The 26475-nt window shown below is 31.9% G+C and carries 22 protein-coding genes; 12 read left to right on the top strand and 10 right to left on the bottom strand.

Annotation, left to right across the window (positions count from 1 at the left end; translation table 11 throughout):
* Positions 1-302: 302 nt before the first annotated feature.
* The 6 genes from ileS to F0000_RS19980 all read left to right on the top strand — a co-directional run bounded on the left by ileS (position 303) and on the right by F0000_RS19980 (position 7072).
* Positions 303-3707 (top strand): isoleucine--tRNA ligase, encoded by a 3405-nt coding sequence (ileS, locus tag F0000_RS19955; RefSeq protein ID WP_149626491.1) that lies wholly within the window; start codon positions 303-305, stop codon positions 3705-3707.
* Between the two features lie 4 nt (positions 3708-3711).
* Positions 3712-4095 carry a TraR/DksA C4-type zinc finger protein gene (locus F0000_RS19960; RefSeq protein ID WP_149626492.1) on the top strand — a complete coding sequence of 128 codons (384 nt, stop codon included), beginning with the start codon at positions 3712-3714 and terminating at the stop codon, positions 4093-4095.
* 124 nt (positions 4096-4219) lie between these two features.
* Entirely contained in the window at positions 4220-4753 is a 534-nt protein-coding gene (locus tag F0000_RS19965; RefSeq protein ID WP_149626493.1) for an RNA polymerase sigma factor, read from the top strand.
* A gap of 7 nt (positions 4754-4760) precedes the next feature.
* Positions 4761-5552: a zf-HC2 domain-containing protein gene (locus tag F0000_RS19970; RefSeq protein WP_149626527.1), complete on the top strand. Its 792-nt coding sequence runs from the start codon at positions 4761-4763 to the stop codon at positions 5550-5552.
* Between the two features lie 20 nt (positions 5553-5572).
* Positions 5573-6334 carry a DUF4097 family beta strand repeat-containing protein gene (locus tag F0000_RS19975; RefSeq protein WP_149626494.1) on the top strand — a complete coding sequence of 254 codons (762 nt, stop codon included), beginning with the start codon at positions 5573-5575 and terminating at the stop codon, positions 6332-6334.
* A gap of 33 nt (positions 6335-6367) precedes the next feature.
* A complete protein-coding gene (locus F0000_RS19980) occupies positions 6368-7072 on the top strand; it encodes a DUF4097 family beta strand repeat-containing protein (RefSeq protein WP_149626495.1) in 705 nt (234 codons plus the stop codon).
* A gap of 220 nt (positions 7073-7292) precedes the next feature.
* Here F0000_RS19980 and F0000_RS19985 read toward each other — a convergent pair whose 3' ends face one another.
* From F0000_RS19985 to F0000_RS20005, 5 genes are all read right to left on the bottom strand, one after another.
* Positions 7293-7730 (bottom strand): hypothetical protein, encoded by a 438-nt coding sequence (locus F0000_RS19985; RefSeq protein WP_149626496.1) that lies wholly within the window; start codon positions 7728-7730, stop codon positions 7293-7295.
* A gap of 380 nt (positions 7731-8110) precedes the next feature.
* Positions 8111-10681, bottom strand: a complete 2571-nt coding sequence (locus tag F0000_RS19990; RefSeq protein ID WP_149626497.1) for a TonB-dependent receptor plug domain-containing protein — start codon at positions 10679-10681, stop codon at positions 8111-8113.
* Between the two features lie 6 nt (positions 10682-10687).
* Complete coding sequence (locus F0000_RS19995; RefSeq protein ID WP_149626498.1) at positions 10688-11575, bottom strand: FecR family protein; 888 nt, start codon at positions 11573-11575, stop codon at positions 10688-10690.
* A gap of 100 nt (positions 11576-11675) precedes the next feature.
* The gene (locus F0000_RS20000; protein ID WP_149626499.1) at positions 11676-12197 is read right to left on the bottom strand and encodes an RNA polymerase sigma factor; all 522 of its coding nucleotides are present in this window, start codon (positions 12195-12197) and stop codon (positions 11676-11678) included.
* Between the two features lie 867 nt (positions 12198-13064).
* Complete coding sequence (locus F0000_RS20005) at positions 13065-13316, bottom strand: hypothetical protein (protein WP_149626500.1); 252 nt, start codon at positions 13314-13316, stop codon at positions 13065-13067.
* A 515-nt stretch (positions 13317-13831) separates the two neighbouring features.
* Here F0000_RS20005 and F0000_RS20010 point away from each other — a divergent pair.
* Positions 13832-14533: a hypothetical protein gene (locus tag F0000_RS20010; protein ID WP_149626501.1), complete on the top strand. Its 702-nt coding sequence runs from the start codon at positions 13832-13834 to the stop codon at positions 14531-14533.
* Between the two features lie 979 nt (positions 14534-15512).
* Positions 15513-16118, top strand: coding sequence for a lipoprotein signal peptidase (locus tag F0000_RS20015; RefSeq protein WP_149626502.1), 606 nt, complete (start codon positions 15513-15515; stop codon positions 16116-16118).
* Positions 16119-16129: 11 nt separating this feature from the next.
* Here the strand turns inward: F0000_RS20015 and F0000_RS20020 are convergent, their stop codons facing one another.
* The 5 genes from F0000_RS20020 to F0000_RS20040 form a co-directional block, all read right to left on the bottom strand.
* Positions 16130-16522: a response regulator gene (locus tag F0000_RS20020; protein WP_149626503.1), complete on the bottom strand. Its 393-nt coding sequence runs from the start codon at positions 16520-16522 to the stop codon at positions 16130-16132.
* Between the two features lie 67 nt (positions 16523-16589).
* Positions 16590-17159 (bottom strand): 5-formyltetrahydrofolate cyclo-ligase, encoded by a 570-nt coding sequence (locus tag F0000_RS20025; protein ID WP_149626504.1) that lies wholly within the window; start codon positions 17157-17159, stop codon positions 16590-16592.
* Between the two features lie 6 nt (positions 17160-17165).
* Positions 17166-18140 carry a succinylglutamate desuccinylase/aspartoacylase family protein gene (locus tag F0000_RS20030; protein WP_149626505.1) on the bottom strand — a complete coding sequence of 325 codons (975 nt, stop codon included), beginning with the start codon at positions 18138-18140 and terminating at the stop codon, positions 17166-17168.
* 6 nt (positions 18141-18146) lie between these two features.
* Complete coding sequence (rimK, locus tag F0000_RS20035; RefSeq protein ID WP_149626506.1) at positions 18147-19019, bottom strand: 30S ribosomal protein S6--L-glutamate ligase; 873 nt, start codon at positions 19017-19019, stop codon at positions 18147-18149.
* A complete protein-coding gene (locus tag F0000_RS20040) occupies positions 19016-19447 on the bottom strand; it encodes a RimK/LysX family protein (protein WP_149626507.1) in 432 nt (143 codons plus the stop codon). The genes rimK and F0000_RS20040 overlap by 4 nt, the downstream gene beginning before the upstream one ends.
* 163 nt (positions 19448-19610) lie before the next feature.
* Here F0000_RS20040 and uvrC point away from each other — a divergent pair, with 163 nt between their 5' ends.
* The 4 genes from uvrC to hppD all read left to right on the top strand — a co-directional run bounded on the left by uvrC (position 19611) and on the right by hppD (position 26389).
* On the top strand, positions 19611-21410 hold the full coding sequence (uvrC, locus tag F0000_RS20045; RefSeq protein ID WP_149626508.1) for an excinuclease ABC subunit UvrC: 1800 nt from the start codon (positions 19611-19613) through the stop codon (positions 21408-21410).
* A 7-nt stretch (positions 21411-21417) separates the two neighbouring features.
* Positions 21418-23697 carry a patatin-like phospholipase family protein gene (locus tag F0000_RS20050; protein ID WP_149626509.1) on the top strand — a complete coding sequence of 760 codons (2280 nt, stop codon included), beginning with the start codon at positions 21418-21420 and terminating at the stop codon, positions 23695-23697.
* 181 nt (positions 23698-23878) lie between these two features.
* On the top strand, positions 23879-25039 hold the full coding sequence (locus F0000_RS20055; protein ID WP_149626510.1) for a homogentisate 1,2-dioxygenase: 1161 nt from the start codon (positions 23879-23881) through the stop codon (positions 25037-25039).
* A gap of 210 nt (positions 25040-25249) precedes the next feature.
* Positions 25250-26389 carry a 4-hydroxyphenylpyruvate dioxygenase gene (hppD, locus tag F0000_RS20060; protein ID WP_149626511.1) on the top strand — a complete coding sequence of 380 codons (1140 nt, stop codon included), beginning with the start codon at positions 25250-25252 and terminating at the stop codon, positions 26387-26389.
* Positions 26390-26475: the final 86 nt, after the last annotated feature.

Consider the following 26475-nt stretch of genomic DNA (forward strand, 5'->3'; position numbering starts at 1 on the left):
TAATCGATAACTTTCTGAAAATAAAGAAGTTGTTCCTGTGCGTTTGTAACTATTCATCTCACCTGTGTTTAGTCAGTAAAATACTATAACTATTTGATTAAAAATAAATTAATTTTAGAGGTAACCTTCATTTGTGAAATTATATTATAGTGTCAGCTATCATACATTTGTTATCAAAAAAAATGAAATAAAAAAAATATTTTTGAAAACACTGATTTAAGTAAACGGATTATTAGCTGTAATCCCTCGACATTTTTATAGAAAATCCTTATTTTCGCAGACTTAACAGAAAGAACGATCCAATGAGCACTAAGTTTCCTGAATACAAAGGACTTGACTTGCCAAAAGTGGCAGACGATATACTAGAATTCTGGCAGCAGAATAATATTTTCGAAAAGAGTATTTCTGAGCGAGAAGGTGCAACTCCTTTTGTCTTTTTTGAAGGACCACCATCTGCAAATGGATTGCCAGGAATTCACCACGTAATGGCTCGTGCTATTAAAGATATCTTTTGTCGTTATAAAACTCAAAAAGGTTATCAAGTAAAGCGTAAAGCTGGATGGGATACGCACGGACTTCCTGTAGAATTAGGAGTCGAGAAAGAATTAGGCATCACAAAAGAAGACATCGGCAAAAAAATTACCGTAGAAGAATATAACGAAGCTTGTAAAAAAGCGGTAATGCGTTATACAGATATCTGGAATGATCTTACAGAAAAAATCGGGTACTGGGTGGATATGGAAGATCCGTATGTTACTTATAAGGCCAAATATATGGAAACGGTATGGTGGTTATTGAAGCAGATTTATAATAAAAATTTATTATACAAAGGGTATACTATTCAGCCTTATTCTCCCAAAGCTGGAACTGGACTTAGTTCTCATGAATTGAATCAACCAGGAACCTATCAGGATGTTACAGATACTACCGTTGTTGCTCAGTTTAAAGCCATAAAAGAAACACTACCATCATTTTTTGCAGATGTAACAGGTGCTATTTATTTCTTAGCCTGGACAACCACTCCCTGGACATTACCTTCTAATACGGCATTAACTGTTGGACCAAAGATTGAGTATGTATTAATAAAAACATTTAATCAATATACGTTTGAACCTATTCAGGTGATTCTTGCTAAAAATCTGGTAGGAAAGCAATTTTCCGGAAAATTTATTTTAGCAGAAAATAAAGAAATGCTTGATTCTTTTAAAGAAGGTGACAAGAAAATTCCTTATCTCGTTCTAAAGGAATTTAAAGGGATCGATCTTGTAGAATCAAGATATGAACAATTACTGGAGTATGTACAACCATACCACACTCCAGAAAATGCATTTAGAGTAATTTCTGGTGATTTTGTAACCACAGAAGATGGAACCGGTATTGTACATACTTCTCCAACATTTGGTGCAGATGATGCCTTTGTAGCAAAACAGGCAAAACCAGAAGTTCCAGCATTACTAGTACTTGACAAGAATGAAAACTTAGTACCTACAGTAGACCTGCAAGGTAAATTCATAGAAGAATTAGGAGAACTGGGAGGCAAATATGTAAAAAATGAATATTATGATGATGGTGAAGCTCCAGAGAAATCTGTGGATGTAGAAATTGCTATCAAACTAAAGATAGAAAATAAAGCTTTTAAAGTAGAAAAATATGTACATAGTTACCCGAACTGCTGGCGTACAGATAAACCTGTACTCTATTACCCATTAGACTCATGGTTTATTAAAGTTACAGACTTTAAGGATCGCATGCACGAACTTAATTTAGGTATTAATTGGAAACCAAAATCCACTGGAGAAGGTCGTTTCGGCAATTGGCTCGCCAATGCTAATGACTGGAACTTATCCAGATCACGTTTCTGGGGAATTCCATTACCGATATGGCGCACAGAAGATGGTAAAGAAGAGATTATCATAGGATCAGTAGAAGAATTGAAAGCTGAAATGAAAAAAGCCGTAGATGCAGGCATTCTGGAAGCTGATATTTTTGCTGATTTTATTGTTGGTGATATGAGTGAAGAAAACTATGACAAAATAGATCTTCATAAAAATGTAGTAGATAAAATCACTTTAGTTTCTGATTCTGGTAAGCCTATGAAACGTGAAACTGATCTTATTGATGTTTGGTTTGACTCTGGCTCTATGCCATATGCACAATGGCATTATCCTTTTGAAAATAAAGAAAAAGTAGAATCCGGGGAGAAAAAAGCTGATTTTATTGCTGAAGGAGTAGATCAAACCCGTGGGTGGTTCTATACCTTACATGCTATCGGAACTATGATTTTTGATGATGTAGCATACAAAAATGTAGTATCTAATGGTCTGGTATTAGATAAAAATGGGCAAAAAATGTCTAAACGATTGGGTAATGCAGCTGATCCATTCGAAACTTTAAAAACATACGGACCTGATGCTACCAGGTGGTATATGATTAGCAATGCAAACCCCTGGGATAACCTAAAATTTGATGCAGAGGGAATTGCAGAAGTACGTCGCAAGTTTTTTGGCACATTATATAATACATATTCCTTTTTTACATTGTACGCTAACATTGATAATTTCTTATATACAGAAACTGATATTCCATTGGCTGAACGTCCAGAGATTGATCGATGGATTCTCAGCGAATTACATACATTAATTAAAAATGTAGATCAATGCTATAATGAGTACGAACCAACCAAAGCTACCAGAGCAATTTCTGATTTTGTTCAGGAAAACCTAAGCAACTGGTTTGTTCGCCTGAGCAGAAGGAGGTTTTGGAAAGGAGATTATCAGCAGGATAAAATTTCTGCCTATCAGACATTATATACTTGTATGCTCACCGTAGCAAAATTAGGAGCTCCTGTTTCACCATTTTTTATGGATCGATTGTATAAAGACCTCGTGTCTAATTCTGGAAAAGAAAACTTTGAAAGTGTTCATTTATCAAACTTCCCGGAATATGATGCTTCATGTGTAGACAAAGAATTAGAGCAGAAGATGCAAAAAGCACAAACCATATGCTCTTTGGCACTTTCATTACGCCAAAAAGAGAAAATAAAAGTTCGCCAGCCACTGCAGCGCATTATGATACCTATTCTGGATAGTGCCGAAGAATCTGAAATCAATGACATTGCTGCACTGATAAAGAGTGAAATAAATGTTAAAGAAATTGAACTTATTGATGATGCATCTGGTATCTTAGTAAAACAAATTAAACCTAATTTCAAAAATTTAGGCCCTCGTTTTGGGAAAGATATGAAACTGATAACCAGTAAGATACAGTCTTTTAATCAAGAAACAATTAAAATTCTTGAGCAAACTGGGAATTTTGATATAGAAATTAATGATAAAATTATTACTTTAGATACCGATGATGTAGAAATCAGTTCTCAGGATATTGAGGGTTGGTTAGTTGCTAATTCGGGATCTCTTACAGTAGCACTGGATATAACCATAACCCCAGAACTTAAAAAAGAAGGTATTGCCAGAGAACTTGTAAATCGAATCCAGAATATGCGTAAGGATAGCGGATTAGAAGTGACTGATCGAATTGGAGTTGTTTTTCAGGAAAATAAAATTGTACGAGAAGCGATTGTAACTAATGAAACATACATCAAGAATGAAACCTTAACCGAAACAATTGAATTTGCAACAGATGTAATAAATGGAACAGAAATTGCGTTTGACGACATTGCAACCCAATTGGTAATTAAAAAACAATAAGAGTATGGCAGAAGATGTAAAAGTAAGGTACAGCGACGCTGATTTAGCAACATTCAAGGAGATTATCCTTGAAAAAGTTGAAAAAGCAAACAAAGATTTAGAATTATTACAAAGTGCTTACAAAAATGATGGTAATAATGGTACAGATGATACCTCTCCCACATTTAAAGCTTTTGAAGAAGGCAGCGAAACCATGTCTAAAGAAGCAAATACACAACTTGCTATTAGACAAGAGAAGTTTGTGCGTGATTTAAAAAATGCACTTTTACGTATCGAAAACAAAACGTACGGTATATGTCGTGTTACTGGAAAGCTAATTAATCCAGAAAGATTAAAGCTCGTTCCTCACGCTACATTAAGTATCGAAGCTAAAAATATGCAAAGTTAACAACTATAAAATATTGTACATTTAAAGTGCTTTCCTTATCGGGAAGCACTTTTTTTATTTCTATATGTAACCTTTTTTTAAAATTCAGGTATTAGTAATAGAGCGTAACCAAAAAGAATGCATCTTGAAAAATTTAACTGATGAGGAAGTAATGATTCTGGTATCTGAAGGAAATTTGGATATGATGGGTGTTTTATTTGATAGATATCATAATAAGATATTTAATTTTCTAATAAAAATGACTCGAGATCGCAATAGCAGTCAGGATATCACTCAAGAAGTGTTCTATAAAGTTATAAAGTATAGAAAATCGTATAAAAAAGGTAAATTTTCTTCCTGGATTTATACAATAGCCAGAAATACGTTTGCTGATCATTATCAAAACAACAAACACAAAGATGAAAGATTAGATAATGTCACATATAAAATTAAGGAAAGTGAACATAATAGCATAGAAAATCAAGAAATTACAGAGCAATTAAATCGTGCATTACTTACCCTTGCTCAAAGTGATAAAGAATTAATAATCATGAATAGGTATCAAGGGATTAAATATCAAGAAATAGCTGAGATCATAGGTTCTACCCCCGGAGCGGTAAAAACAAAAATCCATAGAGCAATACATAAACTAAAGAGTAATTACTTTCAAAATATATAAAGATATCATGGACTGTAATGAGATAAGAAATCAATTGATCGATTATATAGATCGTACACTGGATGAAAAAACACTTCGGGATATACATAAGCATATTAGAGGATGTAAAAATTGTACCAAAGAAGCAGAAGAGCTAAAGAATATTTTTTTAGCTATTAACGATACTCCTCAGGAGTTTCCTGATCAAGATCTGAAAATCAACTTTGATAAAATGCTGGAAAAAGAAAAAGCACTTCTTAGCGATACCAAATTAGTAACATTACATCAGGAATCTAAAAAATATTGGAAGACAGCACTACAATTTGCTGCTACCATCGCATTGATTATCTGTAGTTTCTTCTATGGAAAATATCAAAATGATGCTACTGCAATTGAAAAATTAGCAGTACTCAAAAAAGAAAAAATACAATTAAAGCAACAAATGACCATGGCTATGATAGAAAATGAATCTGCAAGCAAACGTTTACAAGCTGTAAACTATGCAGAGGAATTCAAAAACCCGGGAAATGATATTTTGAATGCTTTAATAAATAAAATGCATTATGACAATCATATCAACGTGCGACTAGCTGCAGCAGAAGCATTAGCTAAATTCTCAGATTTAGAAATGATACGTAAAGCATTTATAAATGCACTGGATATGGAACAAGATCCAGATATGCAATTAGAATTAATTCAAATATTAGTGTCCATTCAGGAAAAACGCGCAGTTCCTCCTATGGAAAAATTACTTCAGAAAGAAGAAACATTAAAGTATGTAAAAGATCAGGTAAAGATTGATCTTCCAAAATTAATTTAAAAATCAAAAAACGAATACTCATGAAAAATATAATAATAGTAACCATATTGTTCATATCGCTTAGTCAGATATCAGCTCAGGATTATACTAAATCCTTACAAGGCATTAAAAAAGTTAAAATATATTCTGCCACAGAAGTAACTCTAAAAGCCCACAATAAGAATGATCTACGTATCATAGGTGGGGAACACATCAAAACTCCCGAAAAAGCAAAAGGACTTAAAGCCGTATATTCCGGTGGGTCTGATAATACCGGACTTGGAGTATCTGTAGAAAGAGAAGGAGATGTCTTAACAGTTACTAATCTCAGAAATATACACGGCCCTCATTTAGATATTTTTGTATCAAAAAGTGTAAATATCCTTATAGAAAATACCCGGATTGGTAGTGTCAACATTGCTGGGTTCTCATCAGAAATAGAAGCAAAAACAAATGTTGGTCATATCATAATCAAAGACGTTACTGGTCCTATTGTTGCCAAAAGTTCTACCGGAGAGATTAATATAATCTTTAATACAATAAGCCAATCCTCTCCTATATCCATAGTCTCTTCTACCGGAGATGTAGATGTCAGTATGCCTTCTAGTACTCCTGCCAATCTCAACTTAAAAACTGCTATGGGAGAAATCTATACAGATTTTGATATAAAATTTCCTGAAGAGGCAAAAAACAATATGAAAATTATAGGCGGTAAAAGGTCTATATCCACTAAGCTCAATAACGGAGGCGTAGATATTACATTACGTTCTTCTACAGGAAGTATATATTTAAGAAAAAAGTAAGAGGTCAAACATCAATCAAAAACAATCAACATCATGAAAATTTTAGCACAACTAATCGTAGTATTTTTTTTAACTTTTCAGATTAATGCTCAGAAAATAATTGAAAAAGAGTTGAGTACTTCTGCAAATCAAATTCTGGTGGAGTTTAAATTCGCTGAACAAATTATTTTAAAAACCTGGGATAAAGATGAAGTATATATCAAAGCTGAAGCAAGCATTAATAATGGAGAATTTGATGAGTATTTCAATCTGAAAATCGATAATACCTCATCAATTCTAGAAATAGAATCAGACTATGGCGACCTATTCAAAAAACGAAAAAAAGATTGGGGAAGCAAGCAAAAATGGGATCCATGTGATCATACTAATATAGAGAGTTTCTATACCTTATATATACCTAAAACAGCTCAATTAAGAGTAAAAAGTATCTCTGGCAATGTAACATCAGAGAATTATATTGGAAATCTGGAGGTAGATATTATAAGCGGAGATATTGACATTAAAAAATATGGAGGCAAGCTTGATCTGAAAACCATTAGTGGTGATATTGATATCAATATTTCTCAATCAAGACTATCAGCAGAAACTATTTCTGGTTTAATTTACTCTGATAAAGAAATGGAATTTGATCGTAGTAAAAATAGTATGGTAGGCAGTAAGGTAACAGGGACTTTTGGGAATGCAAAAAGTAATTTACATTTAAAAACTATTAGCGGAAGCATCTTTCTGAGAAAGTAATACTACCATTTGCCCTTTGAATTTACTGGAATAAAATGGAAAAATGATATAAGCATTTTTTGAAACAGATATGCAAATACAGCCCTGATCAAAACAGGGCTATATTTACATATCCAACTCCTGATTATTGTTTCCAGATTATTGAGTATATCTTATATCACATCTATAGAATATGATACATGACTCATCCTCTATCATCAATATTCTAAAAATTTATTTACTATTCTTCTGATTCTAATGCTTCCTCAGCACACACATCTTCCTGTACATAGTACTCCTCTTCAGAATTCAATACTTTTTGTGCGCCATCTTCTAATGTAGCATTTATAGGATAATTAATTTCTAAGAAAGTAACATCTGAATTGAATAAAGCGATAAAATCTTCATCATTCGCTACTGATTCTGTATCACCACTATCTCCTAGTGCAAATGAAACAGGATAGTTAATTGAAAAACAATCTTCTGATCCATATGCAATATCAATCAATGTTGCTTCTTCATTTATTGATTTAATCTCTAAATATTTAGCTAACTCAGTCTTCAAACTATTAGAGTTTTCAGAAGTTGCTTCTGGAGCGACTTCATCATTGTCTTTGGTACAGGACACTGCTAAAACAGCGATGAATACTATTATGTATACTTTTAATAAATTTTTCATTTTTAATTTAGTTTTATTGTTTATAAATTGTCTTTGTGTTGCAACACATTATATACACAATTCATTACTAAAAAACCCTATGTTTTTTTATACTTTTATTTAAAAAAATAAATAAAAAACTGTAATTCAGTATTTTAAAAAATAAATTTTGTTTCAAAAAATACAATTACTATATAAAGTTTCCCTAAGAATCAAGGTGCAAAAGTCAAAATTTCCCAACTCAAAATCACTCCATTGGATGAGTTCGCCATGCTATTATGAAGAAAAAAAGTAAACTACCTCGTGGCAATCCCACGAGGCATTTATTAGAAAAAAATATTTCGATTTCGAGACAAGCCTCCTTTACATATCGATTGTCAGGTAAAACAAGAATCCGTTTATTAAAACTTAACCCTTACAGAAAAATTGGGTGCTCTACCGAGTGAAAATCTATTCTTTTCCCTAAGCTGAAAAAATGCTTCATCGCTATTTAATACTGCCCTATATGTTCTATTCAAAATATTTTTTTGATTGTAAACATTCACTAGAGAGAATCCATAGGTTGCACTTACATTTTTAAATATTCTTGCCGTATAATTAATAGAAAAATCAAGTCTATGATAATCACTTAAACGATCAGCATTAATTTCTCCATAATTTATGCTGATATTATCTGCATTATCTCCTATTAAACCTAAAGCCCGAGTATAAGGTCGGGCTGTTCTATATTTCCAGGCAAGGGCAACTTTTATATTTTTATAACTATATGAATTAATAAAGGAAAAATAATGTCTAATATCAAAATTTCCAGAGAATGATTGCCCGTTATTCAGGCTAGGGAATATAAATCTATTTTCTGTCAATGAATAACTTATCAAGCTATAAAAATTACGAAATCTTTTTTTTAATAATATATCCAATCCATAAACAGAACGGTCTCCAATCAACAATCGATCGGTTTCTCTATTGAAACCATTCATGAGCGATGATAGGTTCTCATTTTTTTTATAATACGTTTCGGCATCTATAAACCAATTGTTTTTGCTGTAATTTGCTCCAATACTAATTTGCTTACCTTTTAATATCGAAGTTTCTGCACCACCTCCATTGCTCCAGACCTGACTTTCTAACCCAAAATTCTCGGTTTTGAACTCTGTAATCTGATTAATGGACTGGTATCGTAGTTCTGTTGATATATTAAGCCGTATAAGATCATTGATTTTTGTTTCCAGATTAATTTTTGGTTGCGCATACGCTTTAGACAATCTGGGAAAATAATCAGTTCTTAATCCAATAGTAAGTTTCCATTTTGGAGAGACAAAATAATAATCATTATAAAGCGATATGATGGAACTGTCTGTAAAATTGGATTGAATAGATAAATCATCTTCAAACTCAAAATCTGATGTATCTGATATATTATAAAATAGATCTATAAAACTGTAGCTTATCCCGTTTACGAATTGATGCGAAGTATTTAAATTATACTGGGTAAAAAGATCAAAATTAAATTCTGTTATGTAATTTTCCTTAAATATTTCACGCTCAAAAAAATCAACAGTCAGTTCTTTACCATTATACCTGAATGAATATTTTGACATATTGATTTTAAAGTTGGACGTCAGCCTGGAACTCCAATTTTTTTTCCAGGTACCATTTAACCCCAAATTTTCTGTGCGTAACAAATCATCTGTGCGTTGATCAATTTCTTCTAGTTTTGAAATAAAATTTAAATTATTATTAAAATAGATCGTACTAAATGACAGCGTATTTGTCTCATTTACTTTAGATAATACTTTGGTAGTAAAATCGATAAAATAAAAAGTATTATTGGTTTTAGAATTAGAATTATCTATTGCTTCATTAATAACATTATCTGTGATTATTCTTGTGTTTTGCAAAATATGTTCAGAAAACTTATCAAAGGTCTCCGTTTCCAGAATATCTGCATAGGATCTTCTCAGAGACAAGAAAACTGCTGTTTTTTTAGACAATGGTACCTTGGTATACATATCTCCGTACAACATATTTACACCTAGTCCGGTCTCTGTTTTTTTAGGAATTTTAGAATCTGATTTTATATCTATTACACCTGATAAATGATTCCCATATTTTGTTGGAGCTCCATTTCTATATATCTCCACTTCCTCTACAACCTGTGAATTTATTGCCGATATCATACCAAAAAAATGATCATTTTGATACATTTTAATTCCATCCCATAATATCAGGTTTTGATCAACAGTTCCTCCTCTGATATTTAATCCCGTTGCTGTTTCATCTGGGCTCTGAATACCTGGTATTAATTGTAAGCTTTGTAATATATCAGAATTCTCAACTCCTGGTAATATCTCGATTTTATCTGGGTTGATTTTTATAGAACCATCCCTGTTTTTAGAAACCCCATCGGTTAAATAACCTTTAATAATTATTTGATCCAGCGTAACTATAATCTTCTCTAAATAAATATTTTTACAATGGGATTTTTTTAAATCTTTCACACGAATCTCCTTAGGGATATATCCCAATAATTGCATTTTTATTTTTTTGTCTATAGAAATATCAGAAAGCTCAAAAAAACCAGATGCAGTGGTATTTATTCCTTTATTAGAATCTATAACGGTAACATATGCATTGGCTATGGGCAATTTTGTTTTTGAATCAAAAAGGTATCCGCAAATTTTTTTGAACTGATTTGATTTTCTTCTCAAAACATAACTGTCTTTTTTGATTTCTAAAAAAATCAAAGTCGTTTGTTTTTCAATTACTGAAAGAATTTTTTTTAAATCTTTTTGTGTAAAATCAATTGTTACTTGCTTATCGGCAACAATTTTAGAATTATATGAAATAAATATGCCATAATCTTTCTGAATAAGATTCAAAACTACGGCAAGAGGCTGTTCTGATTCTTGCTGTGGAAAAACAAAGGATGAATACGAAAAAAAAACATATAATAAGTAAAATTTTCGCATTCAGAATTATTTGATAATAATAGTTTTATCTTTAATATGGTAGTCTATTTCCATCGCGGTAAATAATATTTTGACAGCTTCTTCTAAATTAGCATTAGAAAAACTACCAGAAAATCGTTCATTCTTGTATTTATCTTCGTTTTCAATTTGTATTTGAAATTGATTTTTTAATGCTAAAAGTACTTTTAGGAAAGGAGTTTCTTCAAAAGACATAACTCCAGATGTCCAAAATGCGTTTTGAGTATTAAAATCCCAGGTTTTACTGGTATCTGCAATGGTTCTGACGGCATTTCCTTTTGTCAGCATTACATTTTTATCATTAGTATTGGTGACATTTACTTTTCCGGAATAACATTTTACTTCAAAAAAATCGGTACTGCTATTTACATTAAACTGTGTTCCTATAACCGTTACACTTCCTTCTGGAGTATTGACTATAAAGGTAGATCCCTTAGTTACTTTAAAATATGCTTCGCCTTGTAAATGCAATCTTCTTTGCTTCTCCCAATTGGCATCAACTGTCAATGAAGAATTAGCATTCAGCAACGCTTCTGAACCATCTGGCAATGCAACAACTAACTGCTCCCCGTAACTTGTGGTGTACGTAGGGTCTTGTGTTTTATAAAAATAAAACAACCCAAATAATACCAAAATTGCAGCAGCATATGCGTACGAATACCTTAATTTTCTTACTTTTTCTTTTTTAAATGTTTTTTCTTCTATCTTAAAAAATAGATCATCTTCTTTGTACTCTGGGGTATCAAGATCATTTGTGATATCAATGATTTCACAATATTCCCGATACTGATCTGAGTTTTCGAATTCTGTTTTTTCTTCTTCAGTAAGTTCATTGGCTATCCACCTAGCTAAAAATCTGTCATCAATATTTTTCATTTTTTTAAACAGTCCTATAATTTACAAACAACTAAATTTTCAAAAACCCTATGTTTTTTCTGGATATTTTTGGATAAATTATAATTTCAAAAATTAAAGATTAAATTTTCCCTATTTTTTCTCTTATCACTACCAGAGCATTATGCATTCTTTTTTCTACTGTTTTAAGAGAAATATCTAATAGTATGGCGATTTCCCTATACTTTATCTTATCAATTCTATTCAATAAAAATACTTCTCTTTCTTTTTCGGGAAGGTCAGCGATAACTTTTTTTACTTTTTGATAAAATTCTTGTTGTTCTAGCACAAAATCAGGACTCACTATATCTGTATTATTTTTTTTGCTTGTGTTTTTATAATGCAAAACAACTTTCTGATGCTTTACACTATTTAAAAATATATTTTTGGCAACACTTTTCAAGAAAAAAAGAGCATTGTCATAATCTACTTTTTTACAATTTTCCCATAACTTGATAAAAGATTCCTGGACTATATCTTCAGCAAGATTTATATCACCACATTTATAATATATATAATTTCGCAAAACTTTAGAGTGTGCTTTAAAAATCAATTCAAAATTCTCTTTTTTGCAAACTGACCTATCTTTTTTTTCATTAAACATCATTTGATAGAAGTTTCAAAAACAAACAAAATGCATTCATAACCAATTAATTAGCATTATTTTTTAAAAAATCGCTAAACTTTTTTACCCTATTTTTTTAAGTTTAAAAACCTTGTTTTCATACTTATATCACAATTTACAGACCGTATTGGAATTATTTGATAGTTACAAATTCTTATATCTTTGTAACTAGCGCGGTTTCTATATCCTTACTCAGAATATATCATCAAAAAAATATTCTAATGTCTCCAAATGATTTTTCTAGGTAGTACACTATCTACCTTGGCATACACAAAACTTGAATAGCGTAGGCAAAGAACTAATAGAAATCATTTTGCCAGGAAAACTCAGCTATCATTAATAATACAGCAAACTGTTTATGATTCATTACAAAAAGTAATCACCATCTACATAAAGGTTTTTTTTAATATATTATTGTGCGTGAAGTGGGTAAATAATAAAACAAGTGAGCAAAATTACAGAGTTGTTAGTCTGAGTTGTAAAGTGCATATAAAAGTATTTGATCATAGTTTGGGAGTACTATTATTTTAATTTTGAAATAGCGTCATTCGTTTATATTCTATCGTTTATAAAATTTTGATTTACTCTACATTAACAACATATAGCATCTAGTCAAGTTTTTCTTCCATTTACAGCTTCTGATTATAAGAAGAGATTTATATTACTCTTTCATGTATTAATTCGAGGATAATACGATTTGTGAATAAGTATTTCGTGTAAATAGGTTGGATTATTTTTTGCTAGTCAAAGGCAGGGCAGCACAATCGTAATGAGCCAGTTGAAGTGATGGAAAAAAAATAGTAAACTACCTCGGGGCAAGCCCACTAGGCGTTTATTAGAAAAAAATCATTTCGATTTCGAGGCAAGCCTCGGAGCATTTAAATCTCGATTATCGAGTAAAGCAAGTGTTCCAAATTGAAATGTATGCTCAAAGAGTTGTACTACGTGATAAAATTTTTCTTTCATCATTAATAGTGATAATACAAATAGGAGAATAGCTCCTATGAGTTGGATAAAATACCATTTTTCTCCTTTTTTATATAAAAGCAATAAACCCAGTAAAATCAGTGCGCTCATTTTTGAAAGTGCTATTTTCAAGACTAAAACTATTAAAATCAAGAAAATAAGTAGGGGGGAACCCAAAGAAACTGTTTATATATATAATAGAGAGAGATTTTATACGATTTATAACTAAAAATTTCGCATATTCATCGTTTCTTTTTCCTTTCTACTTCGTTTAAAAAATAAACCGTAGCTATAGCTATGCTTGATTTTTTTGCCTTGCATAAAGAAAAAATAATTCAATGAATTTATACGAATTTTTTAATCACAAATCGTATTAATTGTTGGTTTTTTATTATAGTTGTTGTTTAAGTGCACGTAAATAACCGTTTTTAATGCTAAGAGTATGTTTAAAAACCCTTCTGCCTGCTGGTCATTACTTTGACAACCTTGACTTTACTTCAAATAAACAACATATCTCGATATGTCGTCGATTTGAAGTGTCGTCAGAACACCAAACTACTGACAATCAGTTTGCATTGTTTTTAAACATGCTCTAAACAAAATTTAAAATCTTCGATTTAACTTTTATTTAACTTAAAATCACGAACATGTCAAAATTTAAATTTATTATTATTATGTTAGCAGTTATGGTAACATCTTGTGAAAAGGAAAATATTACTGACACTCTCAGCAATAGTGAAATTCAATCCGTTGATCCTAACAGTTTAAATTCTGAGGTCGATTTTACCACACTTATATATAAGGACAAGAAATTTACTAGAGAGGAAGTCGCAAATAACCAAGTTCTACAGGAAAAGGTTGAGAACGCTGAATTTTATTTTCAGAATCATATTGAGTATCCTGATTTTATGGAGAAAGAGTTTTACCTCTATGATAGTAAAGAAAAATACAATATACATCAGAAAGTGTTGGATGAGCAGTTTGCATTAGAAGATAAAATTGCAATGGAAGAAGAATCTCAAGATGACGCTAAAAGAAGAAGAAAGAACCGTGTAGCTATTGAATTATTTGGAACTGAAAATTTTAGACAAAAAGTTTTCCGAATAGTATTGCGTTTTGGATTTAGAGACATTCAACCACGTGAAATTAATATTCCAGGAAGAGCTAATTTTAATGTCGAATCCATTAGAATTAGATCAAGACATTTAGCTTCTTGTACATTACGAATTGGAAGTGGGAATGTAATTATAGCTAATTCTAATTTTAATAGAATAAATAATCATATAGTAAGACCTGTTGCTAGGAATGCAAACAGAGGTTCGATGAAAGTTAATAACCATTGGTTCTAGGCTAATGAAGTAATTCTTTTATCTAATAAAATAACTGAGTTCGATTTGAAAAATATCTATTTGGTTAGCCCTTATCATTTCATCGGCTTGTTTTAGAATAGATTTTTTTTGTCCGATCACTCTTAAATTATAGCCTAATAGATTTCATTAGGCTATTTTTTTTGGATTTTTGGTATGTAATAATTCACTTTGTGTAATACCCTTTGCAAAATAATTTTTCGAATATTTACGTATGTGTAAGCATTTATCAGTTGAAGTCTCAGAGTCTTCTCCGCAACTCCGTTCCTTGATTCGTAAGGAATCAAATTCCAAAAATATTTTACGATTACATACAGTACAGTCATTACTTCATATAAAGAAAAGACTTTCAAAACACAATCAGATTTAGCGAGTCATTTAGGTTATAATGTTTGTAGCATAGAATTGTGGTTAAAAGTTTATAAAAACGAAGGGATTGAAACCGTGTTATACGATTTACGGGTGAGAATTTCGTAAAAATAATGGCAAGGATTTTTCGCTAGATTGATGAATCAAATTAAAGAATAGCCATAGCTATTGTTTCATTTTATGAAGAAAATATAGTAGAAAAAGAATGTCATTAGATGCGAAATTTTTAGTTATAAATCGTATGATAGCTTTGGAGGGTTTGAGAGTTATGTTAATGCTCCAGCATGGGTTAAAGAAAATTATTGGTATTAGAAGACTGGTTAAAAGAGTTTGTGGAAAATATGAGTCAAGAAATTATAAAATCTATTATAGGAAATAAACATTATTTGGATGCATTTTATTCGAAATAAAAATCCGTAAATCGTATCATTAGTATTAGTGTATCTAATGTTTCGGGATCAAAGGTGGAAACTATTTCAGAAAATATCAAATAGTGTTCAAGATGATAAGTAAAAATATAAGTCTTTCCAAAACAAAATAAAACACTATTTTTGTGCGTCAGAAAATATACTAAAATTTGTAAATATTACTTATGTCTCTTAAGAAATCTATTTTAATAATAATCTTAGTACTACTGATAGACCAGATTTCTAAAATTTATATCAAAACTCATTTTTCACTTCATGATGAAGTTCCGGTATTTGGTTGGTTTCGTATTATTTTTGTAGAAAACAAGGGAATGGCTTGGGGGTTTGAGCTTCCTGGCAACTATGGCAAGCTCATTCTTACTTTGTTTAGACTGATTGCTATTACAGGTATTGGGTATTGGTTATATGATTCAGTTCGTAAAAATAGTGCGGCTATACTAACATTTTGTATCGCTTTGATTTTTGCCGGAGCATTTGGTAATATTATAGATTCCTTATTATATGGAATCTTATTTAGTGCGAGTACCGTTACACAAATTGCAGAATTCTTGCCAGAAGGTGGAGGTTATGAGACCATATTTTATGGCAAAGTAGTAGATATGATTCAATTTACATTCTATGATGACATTCTGCCAGAATGGATTCCTTTCTGGGGTGGAAAACATTTTTCTTTCTTTGATCCCGTATTCAACATTGCAGATTCTGCCATTAGTATTGGAGTATTCTTGCTGTTAGTTTTTAATAAAAAAGCATTCCCAAAAAATAAATAAGATGTTTTCTATTATACCAGAATTCTTTCAAAATCATCCAGTTTAATAGGTTTTGTTAGATAATCAGATACAACATCTATAGATTTTGCTCTGTTAATATCTCGGTTATCTATAGAGGAACTTACAACATACAGCTCAATATTACTGTTAATTTGTTTTCTTATTTTTCTAAACTCCTGAAGAAATTCCCAACCATCCATAACAGGCATATTAAGATCTAGAAGTATAACCTGAGGGATCGCATCATTTTCAGTGTTTTCTATAGAATATATAAAAAAATCCAATGCCTCTCTACCATTATGAAAGACTAAAACATTTTCTGAAAGCTTCTTTATTTCTATAATTTTGCTAACTAAATTAATATAAATTGTATCATCATCAATGATGCAAATACTTTGGGGCATACGGGGTAGTGTATAAATTTAAAATCCGAATATAGTGCAAACTCTTTTTGAATACAAAAAATGTTAACTATTTCTTAAACTCATAGATATCAAATGGAGTAATGCAGTAGTCCAGGCAGATATCTGTTGGTGAAATTTCATCTATTTCCTGTTCTGCTTTAAAAAATGAAAGACCAATTTTGATAGTTTCTGCAGTGCAATTAGCCAAAAATTTATCATAAAAACCTTTACCATACCCTACTCTGTTACCTTGTACATCAAATGCTAATAGAGGTATGAATACCACTTCTATCATCTGCTCAGAAATCGGAATACCATCTGCGGGTTCAGGAATTCCCAAAGAATTCATGCGAAGTACTGTAGTATCGGTAAGTAAAAAGTGTTCTAATGTGCTATTCTCAAAATTACTCTTTGATACAACTATGTTTTTATCTTTTCCCTGAAGAATATGAAGCACAAATTCTGTATTAATTTCTTTTTGTTTTTCAATACTTAAAAAAATATGATAAAATGATCGTTCCCATATAGGTAATTGAAGTAAGTTATTGGCAATATCCATACTTAGATCTTCAATTGTATCTTCATTAAATTGAGCTCGTAATTCTTTATACTTCTTTCTTAAGTTTTTTTTGTTCACGCTAAATCAAACTAATTCTTTGGTAATATGAAAAATAGCATCTCCTTTATATACAATGGGTGCTTCGTTTAGATTAATAATATATCCTTTATTGGTAGCTTTAACCTCGTGTCTCATTTTTCCGTATGGATCGGTTATAGTAGCAAGAATTTCACCTTTTTCTACACTTTTCCCTATGGGGATTTTTATATGTAATAAGCCACTATATTTTGCTCGTATCCAAAAGCTTTTTTTTATGAATATACTATTTTCTGATTTTGCTGGAATCGTAAATTCCGGGTTTAGCATTGCTAAATGATTCAATATCCGCATCGTTCCTTGTACACCTTCTCTAGCTACTTCTCTATTACTGTTTTGAGATTTTCCTCCTTCAAACAATAAAATATCTATTCCTTTTTTTGCGCAAGTCGAACGGTAAGAGCCATCCAGGTTTTTAGAAAACATAGTAAAAGGAGCATTAAACATTTTGGCATATTCAATCTGCTTTTCATTCTTAAAATCCAATCGTATATGTGGAGCATTAAATCTGCTTCCTCCTCCTGTATGAAAGTCTAAACATAAATCAGCTACGGGTAATATTTCATTAACAAATTGATAGGCAAATCGACTGGCAAGTGATCCATTTTTAGTGCCTGGAAATACTCGATTGAGATCACGACCATCTGGAAAAAATCGATTCATGCTTAAAAAACCAAATACATTCAATAAAGGAATACAGATAATACTCCCTCTAGCTGGTTTATTGATTTTTTTTGCAATAATTTGTCTTACAATTTCTACTCCGTTAATTTCATCACCATGAATTCCTGCTGTTATCAAAACTGTCGGACCGGCTTTTTTTGATCGTTCAATAATTATCGGAATTTCTACCTTTGTAGAAGTATATAATTTAGCAATATTAAAATTTATTATCTTGCTGGATCCCAGAGGTAATTCTTCGCCTAAAATATTTAATATATCTTTTTCAGTTCTTTTTGCCATATGGTTTTATACACTTCTTTCTATAAAGCGGATGATTGATTTTGCAATATCTTTTCCTGTGGCTGTTTGGATACCTTCTAATCCTGGTGAAGAATTTACTTCCAGAATAAGAGGACCACGCTCACTCTGTAACATATCGACCCCAGCCACTCCTAATTTAAGCGCTCTTACAGCTTTTATCGCTGCATTCCCTTCTTCATCAGATAGTTCAATAATTTCTGCACTTCCTCCTCTATGAAGATTAGATCTAAATTCTCCTTCTTTTCCTTGTCGTTTCATCGCTCCTACTACTTGCCCGTCTACAACAAGTACTCGAATATCTGCCCCTTTGGCTTCTTTGATATATTCTTGTACAATTACTCTGGCTTGTAATCCATTAAAGGCTTCTAATACTGATTCTGCCGCTGTTTTTGTCTCAGCCAAAACAACTCCCAACCCTTGAGTTCCCTCTAAGAGTTTAATAATTAGTGGAGCTCCTCCTACGTGTGATATAACTTCTGATACATCTTTAGAATAATTAGTAAAAACTGTCTTAGGCAATCCCAATCCGGCTTTTGATAAAATCTGTAGACTCCTTAATTTATCTCTAGACTGCACCAATGCCTGAGATTGAACAGTTGTAAAGACATTCATCATCTCGAATTGCCTTACCACAGCTGTTCCATAAAAAGTAATAGATGAGCCAATCCTGGGAATCACCGCATCCACATGATCTAATTTTTTACCTCGGTAATAAATCTCTGGTTTTTTCTTTTCAATTACAATATCACAACTTAGCGGATCAATTACCTGTATATTATGATTACGCTTTACTGCCGCTTGAACAAGTGCATCAGTAGAATATAAACTTGCACTACGCGATAATATTTTAATATTCATTGGGATTTTAAGTTATAAGATTGGTTTTCTAATTGAGGGTCTACCAAAAATTTTCCGCTCAGAAACTTACGCCCAATTAGTACAGGAAATCGCATATCATCACGTGAAGACAAGGTAAGGGTTATTGAGTATGTTTTATTAAATACAGTAATTTTTGTTTTTATTGAATATCGTACTTCTACTTCTCCATTACTACTTTTTACTGCCGTAATATCATAATTTTTAAACGTAAATTTTTTACCATTATATTCCGGATGTGTTGGATCCAGAAATCGACATTCCAGAAGCGCACCCACTTCTCTGATTTCTTTACAGTGTATAGAAGACGTGTATGCCCCGGTATCAACCTTAACATCAATACCTTTTAAATCCAAAAGTGAGAAATCCACTTTATCAGTTCTTCCGATTATTTTCTTATGATTTTCCAAAAAACAATATTAAAACAACAAGGCTACTAAAGTAGTAAAAAACCTAGTGTATTCTATATTATAACACTTTTTAATAGTTAAAACCCGCTATTATTTTTAACATAATTTAAATCTAGTATGTATTTAAATAATTATGGCAAAACATTAAATTTACACTTACAATATGCAAAAACTTTCCTTAGATATACAACTTAAAACATTGCCATCCGGTCCTGGCGTATACCAATATTATGACAAGGATGAAAAATTACTGTATGTAGGTAAGGCAAAAAATCTTAAAAAAAGAGTAACCTCCTATTTTACAAAGAATCATGACAATTACAAAACAAAGGTTTTAGTAAAAAAAATCTATACTATAAAACATATTGTAGTAGAGACTGAAACGGATGCATTACTTCTAGAAAACAATTTAATTAAAAAGCACCAACCTCGTTTTAATGTAATGCTCAAGGATGATAAGACTTATCCCTGGATTTGTATTAAAAAAGAACGGTTTCCGAGAATATTTCCTACTCGAAATCTTATCAAAGATGGCTCAGAATATTTTGGCCCTTACACGAATTTTAAAACTGTAAATACGCTTCTCGATCTTATAAAAAGCTTATACCAGTTAAGAACGTGTACCTATGACTTATCACAGGAAAAAATACAAAGTGGTAAATACAAAGTTTGTCTTGAGTATCACATAGGGAATTGTAAGGGAGCTTGTGAAGGATTGCAGAAAGAAAAGGAATACCAGGAAAACATAGAAGCCATTCGCCAAATTGTAAAAGGTAATTTCAAGGATTCTTTGAATCAATTTAGAGAAAAGATGACCGAGCATGCTGTCAAAATGGAATTTGAAGAAGCACAAAGAATTAAAGAAAAAATAGAGGTCTTAGAAAAGTATCAAGCTAAGTCTACTGTAGTCAATCCTAAAATCAGCAATGTAGATGTTTTTTCGATTATTTCTGATGAATCTTATGGATATGTAAATTTTCTTCAGCTTTCTTATGGCGCGATTATCAGATCTCATACCACAGAAATTAAAAAGAAATTAGAAGAAAGTGATAAAGAACTACTGGAGCTGGCTATTATCGAATTAAGACAACGATTTGGTTCTATGTCCAAAGAAATATTTGTTCCGATCCCAATCGATCTGGGAGAAGGTCTTAAAATTACCATTCCGCAACTGGGAGATAAAAAAAAGATTGTGGATCTATCACTCAGAAATGCTAAATATTATCGACAAGAACGGTTTAAACAGATCAAAATTATTGACCCCGATCGGCACGTAAAACGATTGATGGCGCAGATGAAAAAAGATCTTAGATTACCAGAAGAACCAACACACATTGAATGTTTTGATAATTCGAATATACAAGGAACGAATCCTGTTGCTGCTTGTGTTGTATTTAAGAATGGAAAACCAAGTAAAAAAGAATATCGAAAATTCAATATCAAAACGGTAGAAGGGCCTAATGACTTTGCTTCTATGGAGGAAGTTGTCTATCGTCGCTACAAACGATTACTGGATGAAGAACAGCCTCTGCCACAATTAGTAATTGTTGATGGTGGTAAAGGTCAGTTATCTTCTGGGCTAAAAGCATTGGATGACTTAGGCCTCAGAGGTAAAATTACTATTATTGGCATTGCAAAAAGGCTAGAAGAGATTTTTTATCCAGGAGACTCAATACCACTATATTTGGATAAAAAATCTGAAAGTTTAAAGATCATTCAGCATCTTAGAAATGAAGCCCATCGCTTTGGCATTACATTTCATAGGCAAAAGAGAAGTAAAGCAGCACTAGACACTGAACTGGACACAATTCCCGGAATTGGTGAAAAAACGGTAGTAGAATTACTAAAACATTTTAGATCCGTAAAAAGAATACGTGAAGCTTCTAAAAAAGAGCTCATCGAAGTAGTAGGGGATTCTCGCGCAACTAAAGTTTATAATTATTATCTTTCTAAAAAAGAATAGCCATTATATGGATACTACTTCTAAAAATTTTAGCATTTTACTATTCATTAGCTTATTTTTTAGTTGTATAACCTTGTTTTCACAAAAAAAAGAACCGCAAATATCCGCAAACAGCCTTGGTATTGATGAAGATATAAAAGTCGGTTTGGTATTAAGTGGTGGCGGAGCTAAAGGGCTGGCTCATATTGGTGCTCTAAAAATCATTGAACAAGCCGGAGTAAGAATAGATTATATAGGAGGGACAAGTATGGGGGCAATCGTAGGTTCACTATACGCTTCTGGATATACCCCTACACAGCTGGATTCAATATTCAGAACTGTAGATTTTAATAAATTAATTCAGGATGACTTGCCCAGAAGCGTAAAAACATTTTATGAACGCGAAGATTCTGAGAAATATGCATTGACATTACCCTTTGATAATTTTAAAATAGGCTTACCACAAGGGTTGTCCAAAGGGCAAAACTTCTATAATGAATTCTCCAGATTATCAGCTCACGTAAGCGAAATCAGAGATTTTAATAAACTCCCAATTCCTTTTTTTTGTGTTGCTACCAATATCAGCACGGGAGAACAAATTATACTGGATAAAGGATATTTATCAGAAGCGGTCTCTGCTAGTGGAGCATTACCTTCTATTTTTAGCCCTGTCGAATTAAATGGAATTTTAATGACCGATGGTGGTGTGGCGAATAATTACCCAATTAAAGAAATCAGAGAGCGTGGGGCTGAAATTGTTATAGGTATTGATGTACAAGACAGTCTATTGCCAAGGGAACAGTTAAATTCTGCAACTAATATTATGCTGCAAATCAGTAATTTCAGGACAATAAACGCCATGAAAACTAAGATGCCAGATACGGATATATATATAAAACCATCAATTACCGATTTTTCATTGATCTCTTTTGACAAAGCTGACGAAATTATTGCCAACGGAGAAAAAGCTGCTTTTGCCAGTTATGAAAAATTGAAAGCAATCGAAAAGCGTCAAAAAAAAACCAAACCAAAAATAAACATATTAAAAGATGTAGATACAGTTAGAATAAAAAATCTAATAGTCTCAGGAAATCAAAGATATACAAGATCTTATATCAAAGGAAAGCTAAAATTAAAGACTCCAAAAACAACTTCATACAAAAAACTTTATGAGGGAATTAATAACTTATCTGCCACAGGAAATTTTGATAGAGTAAGCCATCATTTATTAGGTAAAGAAGAATCCAAATCTTTAGTCCTTAATCTAAAAGAGTCCAAAAATACAATGTTATTAAGATTTGCATTACATTATGATGACTTATATAAAACGGCAGCACTGATAAATTTTACAAAAAAAAGCCTCCTTTTTAATAACGATATACTCTCATTTGATATAGCACTAGGTGATAACATCAGATATAATTTTGACTATTATATTGACAAAGGATATTATTGGAGTATTGGTCTAAAAAATAGTTTTAATAGATTTAATAGAAATGTCGATTATAATCTCGTGAGAGAAGACTTCAGCCTACCAGATATCGAAGTTAATAAAATTAATCTTGATTTTCTGGATGTCAAAACCCAGTTTTATCTGGAAACCTTATTAAAACAAACTTTTTCTTTAGGTATCGGAGCAGAACATCGGAGATTTAGACTTATTTCTGAAACCATAGGAGAAGATGAAGATCAATTACCCAGAATTGTATTTGATAATAGTGATTATTGGAGTGCTTTTTCTTATCTGAGATTTGATAGCTATGATAATAAATATTTTCCTTCTTCAGGATTTTTATTTGATGGAAACGTCAATTATTATGTTTTTGACAATAATATAAATAGCCAAGACAGTAATTTTGTGGTTGCCAAAGCTAATTTTGGATATGCGTTTAATATAACTGATAAAAGTTCCTTTAATTTCGAGTTGAGTGCCGGAGCAAGAATAGGAGAAGAAAGCTTAAGAAGTCTCAATTTTTTTGTCGGGGGATATGGTACAAAAATAATTAATAATAATATTCCTTTCTATGGCTATGATTTTTTAAGCATTGTCGGAGATAGTTTTGTCAAAGCTGCGGGCACATTTGATTATGAGGTTTTCAGAAAAAATCATATCAATATTTCTGCAAATTATGCAAATGTAGGGAATCAATTATTCGAAAACGGAAGGTGGTTTGAATCTCCAGAATATTCTGGATATGCTATAGGATACGGGTTGGAAACTTTTGCAGGGCCTGTACAGGTAAAATACTCCTACTCTCCAGAACTTGAAGAAGGTGAGTGGTTTTTTAGTATTGGTTTTTGGTTTTAAAACTTCATTCTATTAAAAGATAGAAATATTTCCGATATTTGTAATACTATGAGTCTATTTTGGCAAGATTTATTACTGAAATTACACTACCTTATCAAACGAAATCCAGAATAAGGTAGTAATTGTTATTGCAATGCTTTTACATAAAAAATATCAGTTAATACTTTAATCTTTAAAAATCATGCCTTTTTATCATTCTTTGGGTAATATCCCTCCTAAACGTCATACAATCTTCAAAAAACCTGACGGCACCCTGTACTACGAACAAGTATTCGGAACTATTGGTTTTGATGGAATGTCTACTAATTTATATCACCATCAAAGACCTACGCAGGTAAAAGAAATTAAGGGTAGTCATAAGGTAGCACCCCAGATCGCTATCGAAAACAATATTAAATCGTATCAATTGCACGGATTTAATATCATCCCGGAAAAAGATTATTTATTAAGTAGAAAGAATATACTTATTAATAGTGACGTACGTATTATTTTATCCGCTCCTCAACAATCAACTTCTGAGTATTTTTATAAAAATGCTGATGCAGATGAGCTAATCTTTGTTCATCGGGGAGTTGGTAAATTCAGGAGTCATTTGGGAAATCTCGATTTTAAATATGGAGATTATATTCTGATTCCCAGAGGAACTATCTATAAATTAGATTTTGAGACTACAGACAATCGCCTGTTCATTGTGGAGTCCAGAAGACCTATCTATACACCCAAGAAATATAGAAATTGGTTTGGTCAATTATTAGAGCACTCTCCCTTTTGCGAACGGGATTTTAGAGCTCCTTATGAATTAGAGTCAAATGACGAAAAAGGAGATTTTCTGATCAAGGTAAAAAAACAAGATGAGATTTTTGATATGATATATGCTACTCATCCATTCGATGTAGTAGGATATGACGGTTATAATTTTCCTTATGCCTTTTCGATTCACGATTTTGAACCAATAACAGGAAGAATTCATCAACCTCCGCCAGTACATCAAACTTTTGAGACAGATGCATTTGTCATTTGCTCCTTTGTGCCGCGATTGTATGATTATCATCCTGATAGTATCCCTGCTCCCTATAACCACAGTAATATAGATAGTGATGAAGTATTGTATTATGTAGATGGGGATTTTATGAGTAGAAACGACATTGAGGCCGGTCATATCTCATTACATCCTGCAGGAATACCACACGGACCACATCCTGGTGCCGTAGAAAGAAGTATTGGTAAAACCAAAACAGATGAACTTGCTGTCATGGTAGATACCTTTAAACCTCTTATGCTTACAAAAGAAGCAATAGAAATTGCTGATGAAGACTATTATAAATCCTGGTTAGATTCATAAAAACAAGTTGATCCATGCTTATTTATAGAAAAGATATTACTGCTCATCTTAGAGCAATGTGGTAAGTTTAATTTTCACAAGCTTTCTCTGGAAATAAAAATACTCTTTTCAGAGGTATTCCATTGTAAGCTTATCCCAAAATTGTTGATTTGATCAACATCAAGATTCGTTTTTAAAGAAAATAAAATTCACCATCTAAATTAAAATAATATGTCAACTAATATAACACCTCAACATTTAGAAAAAATAGTACCGCAAGCAGAAGATTTTTTACCACTTCTGGGGACAGATTATGTAGAATTGTATGTAGGCAATGCAAAACAGGCATCCTATTATTATCAGACAGCCTGGGGGTTTCAGCTAATCGCCTATGCAGGACTCGAAACGGGTCTCAAGGACCGTGTATCTTATGTTTTACGACAAGACAAAATAACACTGGTTCTTACCTCTCCATTACAGCCTGATGGAGATATTAATAATCATATCAATGCACATGGAGATGGTGTAAAAGTTGTAGCACTCTGGGTTGAAGATGCTACTAAAAGCTATCAGGAAACAGTAAAAAGAGGTGCCGAATCTTATATGAAACCTTCCATACAAGAAGATGAGTATGGGCGTGTAGTATTTTCTGGCATTCATACGTATGGAGAAACTGTTCACGTATTTATAGAGCGAAAAAATTATACAGGAGTTTTTTTACCTGGATATAAACCTGTAGACAAATCTTATCAGACCAAAACTACAGGTCTCAAGTTTATTGATCACATGGTAGGGAATGTAGGCTGGAATGAAATGAATAAGTGGTGTGAGTTCTATGCTAAAGTTATGGGGTTTGCACAACTCGTATCATTTGACGATAAGGATATTTCTACAGAATATACTGCGCTGATGAGCAAAGTAATGAGTAATGGAAACGGGCGAATTAAATTTCCGATAAATGAACCCGCAGAAGGAAGAAAAAAATCTCAAATAGAAGAATACATCGACTTTTATAATGGTGCCGGCGTACAACATATAGCATTAGCTACAGACAATATAATAGAAACCGTTTCTGAACTTCAAGCCCGTGGAGTAGAATTTCTTACAATCCCCGCTTCATATTATGAAACAGTACTGGAAAGAGTCGGAGAAATTGATGAAGACCTCGAACCATTAAAAAAACTTGGGATTCTTATCGATCGTGATGATGAAGGATATTTGTTACAAATTTTTACTAAACCCGTTTTGGATCGACCAACTATGTTTTTTGAAATTATACAACGTAAAGGGGCTCAATCTTTTGGAAAAGGTAATTTTAAAGCGCTGTTTGAAGCTATCGAAAGAGAACAAAAAGAACGAGGTACATTATAATAGAAACTTAAAAAACTTTTTTTAAGACTAAAAAATTGCTGTCTTATTATCAGAATTCACTAAAAAAAGAGGGTTAATTATTATTT

The sequence above is a fragment of the Aquimarina sp. RZ0 genome, assembly GCF_008370685.1.
Classification (GTDB): Bacteria; Bacteroidota; Bacteroidia; order Flavobacteriales; family Flavobacteriaceae; genus Aquimarina.

Bases quoted from the DNA above. Each gene is read 5' to 3' on its own strand.
- ileS (WP_149626491.1), top strand. From the start codon at position 303: ATGAGCACTAAGTTTCCTGAATACAAAGGACTTGACTTGCCAAAAGTG.
- F0000_RS19960 (WP_149626492.1), top strand. From the start codon at position 3,712: ATGGCAGAAGATGTAAAAGTAAGGTACAGCGACGCTGATTTAGCAACA.
- F0000_RS19970 (WP_149626527.1), top strand. From the start codon at position 4,761: ATGGACTGTAATGAGATAAGAAATCAATTGATCGATTATATAGATCGT.
- F0000_RS19975 (WP_149626494.1), top strand. From the start codon at position 5,573: ATGAAAAATATAATAATAGTAACCATATTGTTCATATCGCTTAGTCAG.
- F0000_RS19980 (WP_149626495.1), top strand. From the start codon at position 6,368: ATGAAAATTTTAGCACAACTAATCGTAGTATTTTTTTTAACTTTTCAG.
- F0000_RS19985 (WP_149626496.1), bottom strand. From the start codon at position 7,730: ATGAAAAATTTATTAAAAGTATACATAATAGTATTCATCGCTGTTTTA.
- F0000_RS19990 (WP_149626497.1), bottom strand. From the start codon at position 10,681: ATGCGAAAATTTTACTTATTATATGTTTTTTTTTCGTATTCATCCTTT.
- F0000_RS19995 (WP_149626498.1), bottom strand. From the start codon at position 11,575: ATGAAAAATATTGATGACAGATTTTTAGCTAGGTGGATAGCCAATGAA.
- F0000_RS20000 (WP_149626499.1), bottom strand. From the start codon at position 12,197: ATGTTTAATGAAAAAAAAGATAGGTCAGTTTGCAAAAAAGAGAATTTT.
- F0000_RS20010 (WP_149626501.1), top strand. From the start codon at position 13,832: ATGTCAAAATTTAAATTTATTATTATTATGTTAGCAGTTATGGTAACA.
- F0000_RS20015 (WP_149626502.1), top strand. From the start codon at position 15,513: ATGTCTCTTAAGAAATCTATTTTAATAATAATCTTAGTACTACTGATA.
- F0000_RS20020 (WP_149626503.1), bottom strand. From the start codon at position 16,522: ATGCCCCAAAGTATTTGCATCATTGATGATGATACAATTTATATTAAT.
- F0000_RS20030 (WP_149626505.1), bottom strand. From the start codon at position 18,140: ATGGCAAAAAGAACTGAAAAAGATATATTAAATATTTTAGGCGAAGAA.
- rimK (WP_149626506.1), bottom strand. From the start codon at position 19,019: ATGAATATTAAAATATTATCGCGTAGTGCAAGTTTATATTCTACTGAT.
- uvrC (WP_149626508.1), top strand. From the start codon at position 19,611: ATGCAAAAACTTTCCTTAGATATACAACTTAAAACATTGCCATCCGGT.
- F0000_RS20050 (WP_149626509.1), top strand. From the start codon at position 21,418: ATGGATACTACTTCTAAAAATTTTAGCATTTTACTATTCATTAGCTTA.
- F0000_RS20055 (WP_149626510.1), top strand. From the start codon at position 23,879: ATGCCTTTTTATCATTCTTTGGGTAATATCCCTCCTAAACGTCATACA.
- hppD (WP_149626511.1), top strand. From the start codon at position 25,250: ATGTCAACTAATATAACACCTCAACATTTAGAAAAAATAGTACCGCAA.